This window comes from Streptomyces sp. NPDC002690 (assembly GCF_053592415.1).
Genome location: NZ_JBSFVR010000434.1, coordinates 1 through 5679 on the forward strand (window position 1 = coordinate 1; position 5679 = coordinate 5679).

Genomic DNA, 5679 nt, shown 5'->3' on the forward strand with positions numbered 1-5679 from the left:
GGTCCTGCCCGAACTCTGGCCGGTCGGCGCCTTCGACTTCACCGCGTTCGCTGCCGAGGCAGAGCCCCTCGAAGGCCCCACCCACGAGCGACCTTCCCGCGAACGGCACGATCGCCGAGGCAGGGGTGGCGCTGGCGTACGGGTGCTCCCACAGCCCGCGCCGCGCGAGGACCGGCAGGACGCCCTCCCCGAACCAGTACGCCTCCTCCAGGTGCGGGTATCCCGACAGGACGAACTCCTCTATACCCAGGGCCTGGTACTCGGCGATCAGGTCGGCGACCTCCTCGTGCGAACCGACCAGGGCCGTGCCCGCGCCGCCGCGCACCAGCCCGATGCCCGCCCACAGGTTCGGATGGATCTCCAGCCCGTCCCGGCCGCCGCCGTGCAGCGCGAGCATCCGGTGCTGCCCCTCCGACTCGCTGCGCGCGAGACCCTCCTGCACGGACCGGACGGTCTGCTCGTCGAAGCCCGCCAGCAGCCGTCCGGCCTCGGCCCACGCCTGCTCGGAGGTGTCGCGGGTGATCACGTGCAGCCGGATGCCGAAACGTACGGTCCGGCCCTCCTCAGCGGCGAGCTTCCTGATCCAGGCGATCTTCTCCGCGACGGCGGCGGGCGGCTCACCCCAGGTGAGGTAGACGTCACTGTGCCGGGCCGCGACCACACCCGCGGCGAGGGACGAGCCGCCGAAGTAGATCTCGGGGACGGGGTCGGGCACCCGTATCAGTTTCGCGTCCTGGACCCGCAGGTGCTCACCCGCGTGGTCCACAGTCCTGCCCTGCCACAACTCCCGCACGATGTGCAGGAATTCGCCGGTGCGCGCGTAACGGCCGTCCTTGTCGAGGAAGTCGCCGTAGGCGCGCTGCTCGTGGCTCTCGCCGCCGGTGACGATGTTCAGCAACAGCCGGTTTCCGGTGAGTCGTTGGTACGTGGACGCCATCTGTGCCGCGAGGGTCGGCGACACGGAGCCGGGCCGGAAGGCCACGAGGAACTTGAGGCGCTCGGTGTGCTGGCTGATCAAGGCCGTGGTGAGCCAGGCGTCTTCGCACCAGGCGCCCGTCGGTGTGAGCGCGCCGACGAAGCCGAGCTGCTCGGCCGCGAGCGCGATCTGCGTGAGGTAGGGAACGCTCGGCGGACGATCGCCGCCCGCCGTCGTGACAGGCGTACCGTGACCGCCTCCCACGACGTGCCGGCTGTCGCCGTTGGTGGGGAGGAACCAATGGAAGGTGAGAGACATGGGGGAGGACCCTTTCGGTGGGGTGAGTCGGTGAGTCGGTGAGTCGGTGAGTCGGTGAATCGAGATGAGGTGCTCGGGGATGCGGGGCCCCGGGATCACGGCCCGGCGGGTCGCCGGTGCCGGTCAGAGGAGCCCGTGGCGGGGCGGACGGGTGCCGTTGAGCGCCCAGCGACCCAGGTGCTGCACCTTCCAGCGCGTCGGGTCGTGCAGGGTGTGGGTCCGGGCGTCGCGCCAATGCCGGTGCAGATTGAGGGAGTCGAGCGCGGCGCGGGTGCCCGCCACCTCGAAGAGTGCCGAGCCGGTCTCGACCGCCGCCTCTGCGGCGACGACCTTCGCCGCCGCGACCGCGAGGGACGCCTCGGCGGCGGAGTCGTCGGTGAGATCGGCCTCCGCGCGGTCGACCGCGCGGGCGGCCTCCGCGAGCAGGGCGTCCGACGACCGTACGCGCAGCGACAGTTCGCCGAACCGCTGGATGAGGAGCGGGTCGTCGGACGCCCTCTCCACCCCGCTCTCGAACCAGGGCCGGCTCTTCGTACGGACGAAAGCGGCGGCCTCCTCCAGAGCGGCTGCCGCGATCCCCGCGTCGATGGCCGAGTGCAGCAGTTGCGCGACGGCTCCGTGCAACTGCGGCCCTCGGAAGGTGAGATGGTGCGGCACCACCCGGTCGGCCGGTACGCGGACGTCTTCGAGCCGGACCGTCCCGCTCGCCGTGGTGCGCTGCCCCATGCCGTCCCAGTCGTCCACCACCGTGACACCGGCCGCGGAACGCGGTACGTACGCCACCCACAACTCCTCGTCGTCACCCCTGGCCAGGACGGGTATCCAGTGCGCGTAGAGGGCCCCGGTCGAGTAGTGCTTCTCCCCGGTCAGCAGGAAACCGCCGTCCCCGCCGGCGGTGAGCCGCGTCCGGATGTCCTGGACGTGCTTCGTACCCGCCTCGGACTGGGCGTTGCCGAGACGGCGGCCGGCGAGTACCTCGCCGAAGAAGAACCGCCGCTGCTCCTCGCTGCCCCGGGCACGCAGCACGTTGACGTACACGAAGTGGCTCTGCGGGATCTGCGCGAGGCTGGCATCGGCCGAGGCGAGGGTCCGTACGACACGGGCCAGGGTGGTGTGGCGCACACCGGCTCCTCCGTACGCCCGGGGCACCGTGACGCCGAGGAGACCGGAGGCGGAGAGCCGGTCGAGTTCGGCGTGCGGCAGCCGCCGCTCCGAATCCCGCGCGGCGGCCCCCGAGCGGAATTCGGCCGCCAGCTCGCACGCGAGGGCGAGCGCCTCCGTGTCGTCGCGGACGACATGGGCGGCGGACGGACCGCCGGTGGGGACGGGAGGAGGGGCGGAGGAGACGGCCATCGGTACTCCGGAGGTCGAGTGCGGACGTGCGGACGTGCGGGTGTGCGGACGTGCGGGTGTGCGGACGTGCGGGTGTGCGGACGTGCGGGTGTGCGGACGTGCGGACGTGTTCGGCGGTGCCGGAACGGACGCGCACGGGTGGAGGACACCGGTGGGGAGGTGGTCTCGCGACGCACCGGGCGAGGCGAACGCCCTGCCGTCGAAGTCGTCACCGGCCCTCGGACATGGACACGGTGGGAGAGGTACGCCGCCGGCCCGCCCCGGGTACGCTCCGCCGCGCGACGACGCTCGCGCGACACGCGTGCGAGGTGGGTCCACGGGGGCGGAACGGACGGGAGGAGGCTCTCTGGACTCCCTACGGCAGGACGGTCAGCGGCCGTGGCCGGGACGACATCCGTCGCCGGGACGACATCCGTGGCAGGGGCGACAGACGGCGCTGGAGACACGCGCGAGGTCGACATGGCGCCGCCGCGTGAGGTCCACTCGCTTGTCCATGGTCACCGATCCGCTCGCAGGAGGTGGAGCCGTCCGACCGAGCTCGGGTCACCCGCCCAACGCGGACCCGTGCCACCGGGGAACGTGATCCGCGCGACCCCGGGTCTTTCCGGCCGTCGGCTGCCCGTTCCCGTCAGGGAGCGTACCGGCAGTCGGGGCGCGGGTGGCAGTCCGCACCGGCGAACCGTCGACCGGTTCTCTCCGGCTTTCCCTCCCGCTTCCCTCGGGCCGGGCGGAGGGAAGCGGGAGTGGCGGGAACCACGGTCACCGCGCAGTCGTCCGACTTGTGATCATCGTCGCTGCCGAGGCCGGGCGCGGAACGCGTGCGGATCGGTGACGACCCGGCAGCGAGTCCACCCGCCCGCCTCCACCGCCGGGCACGGGATTTCCACCGGGCACCCCACGGGTTCGCCGAGACCGTGGGCGGTGGTGAACCCGTCGTCGTACACGGTGCCGAGATACCGTTCGGGCCCGTCGGGGAAGACCGTGGCCACGACCGCCTCCGGGTGTGTACGGGCCGCCCAGGCGGACACGAGGGCGACGGCCCCGGTGCTCCATCCGCCGCTGACGAAGTTCCCCGAGGCGAGCCGTCGGCAGGCGTGCACGGCTTCGGCCGGCCCGACCCAGTGGACCTCGTCGAACGCCTCGTGGACGACATTGCGCGGCCGGATGCTGCTGCCCAGGCCGCGCATCAGGCGCGGGCGGGCCGGTGGGCCGAAGATCGTCGAACCTGTCGCGTCGACCCCTACGAGCCGCAAACCGGGCAGGCGGCGGCGGAGGGGGCCCGCGATTCCGGCGCTGTGGCCTCCCGTGCCGACACTGCAGACGAGGATGTCGATCCGGTCGAGACGGCCGGCGAGTTCGGACGCGAGCGAGGCGTAACCGGCCACGCTGTCGGGGTTGCCGTACTGATCGGGCCAGTAGGCCCCGGGAGTCCGGTGCAGCAGTTCGTGGAGCCGGGCCAGCCGGGCCGCCTGCCAGCCGCCCTGTCGCGCCGGGCGGTCCACGAACTCCAGCCGAACTCCGTAGGCGCGCAACAACTTCCGCATGGACGGTTCGAGTTCGGCGTCCACCACCAGGGTGACCGGGTGCCCCAGGGCCTGTCCCGCGAAGGCGAGACCGATCCCGAGCGTTCCGGAGGTCGATTCCAGCACCGGTCCGCCGGGCAGCAGTTCGCCGCGTTCCCTGGCACCCAGCAGCATCGCGACCGCCGGACGCGCCTTCATGCCCCCGGGGCCCAGCCCTTCGAGCTTCGCCCAGAATCCCGGGTGCGGCCCCGCGAGATCGGTGGTGATGCGGGCCAGCGGCGTCTGCCCCACGAGTGCGAGCAACGCACGGTTCTCCACCGGAGCGTGGACGGTTGTCGTCACCGGGTGGCTCCGGCGTGTTCGCCGTAGAGGTGAACGGAACCCGCGCCGCCGTCGAGCCAGAAGAACGGGTACGGCTCGGCGCACACCGCCGTGACGCCCGCGCCGATGAGCCTGGGCAGCACCGCGCTGCCGGTCTGGGCGAACATCACCAGCGGTTTGCCCTGCCGCTGGGCGCGGACGCGCAGTTCCTCGAACGTGCCGTTGCCCAGGGTCATTCCGGAGGCGAGTACGGCGTCGCAGTGGTCCAGTGCCCCGATCGCGTCCGTCGTCACGGGCTCGCCCCACTCCGTGACGCCGCCCTTGAAGTCGCACGGGACGTAGTGGAGGCCGCGCGTGCGCAGCTCCTCCAGAAGGGAATTGACGACTCCCACCACCAACACCCGGCGTCCTGGCGGGAGACGGAGCAGGCTCACGACGGCTTGGGCCCGGGCCTGTGACCTGATCAGTGAACTCCCGCTCGGGAGAGCCCATTCCACAGCTCCGGACACGGGTCCGTGTCGATGGGTGTGCATCAGATAGGCGTCCAGGGCGGCCACGCGGACCGACAGGAGTGGATGCCCGAGCAGGCTTCCGGCATCGGAGCCGGCACACTCCGCCACGACACGGCCGGGCAGCGAGCCGGGTTCCACCGCACATGAACCCACCACCGCGGCCAGTCGCAGGCTCAACACCTCGTTGCGGTAGCCGGTGTTCCGCCCGTCGTGGCGTACGGCCTGGTGCGTGGTGAACGCCGAGGAGATCCGCAGGTCTCCCGGGAGGGGGCCGAACTCCCCGGAGACGACCCGCTCGACGAGTTCGGGGTACGAGCCGGCGGTGGCCCCGGGGCCTGCCGTGGACGGTCCGGCCGGACTCGCGCACATCAGGGGGGTCATGGGTCTCCTTCGTGGTGCGGGGTGTCCGGGCGCGGCGACATGAACCCGGTCGGGGCGGGAGCCCTGGAAGGATCACGTTATCGACAATCATTTTCATTGTCATCTGTGACGGTGGACGGAGGCTGATGCCGTGTCGAGCCGAGCGGTTCGTGCCGGGAATACCCCGGAGGATCCGAATCGGATGAATCCGCTGACGCGAGGCGGACAGAACCCGCTGTGACCTGCCGGGTGGTGCCGGCGGGTCACGGACCACGCGATCCACTCCGGCCCACCTCCGCGGCCACGCGGGAGCCGTGACGGCCCGGGCTCATGGTGGTCAGCGCCGGAGGCACCCGCGAGCCGCTCGACCCGGTCC

At 71.9% G+C, this 5679-nt stretch carries 5 protein-coding genes; all 5 read right to left on the reverse strand.

All coding sequences use genetic code 11. The features are described 5' to 3' along the window. The coding region (locus ACWD3D_RS32585) for an LLM class flavin-dependent oxidoreductase (protein ID WP_451464337.1) at positions 1-1234 on the reverse strand (1234 nt) is incomplete at its 3' end. 123 nt (positions 1235-1357) lie between these two features. Then, positions 1358-2587, reverse strand: coding sequence for an SfnB family sulfur acquisition oxidoreductase (locus ACWD3D_RS32590; RefSeq protein ID WP_451464338.1), 1230 nt, complete (start codon positions 2585-2587; stop codon positions 1358-1360). A gap of 369 nt (positions 2588-2956) precedes the next feature. Then, the gene (locus ACWD3D_RS32595; RefSeq protein ID WP_451464339.1) at positions 2957-3082 is read right to left on the reverse strand and encodes a putative leader peptide; all 126 of its coding nucleotides are present in this window, start codon (positions 3080-3082) and stop codon (positions 2957-2959) included. Positions 3083-3372: 290 nt separating this feature from the next. Next, positions 3373-4452, reverse strand: a complete 1080-nt coding sequence (locus ACWD3D_RS32600) for a PLP-dependent cysteine synthase family protein (protein WP_451464340.1) — start codon at positions 4450-4452, stop codon at positions 3373-3375. Next, a complete protein-coding gene (locus ACWD3D_RS32605; RefSeq protein ID WP_451464341.1) occupies positions 4449-5312 on the reverse strand; it encodes a Rossmann-like domain-containing protein in 864 nt (287 codons plus the stop codon). The genes ACWD3D_RS32600 and ACWD3D_RS32605 overlap by 4 nt, the downstream gene beginning before the upstream one ends. Between the last annotated feature and the right edge of the window lie 367 nt (positions 5313-5679).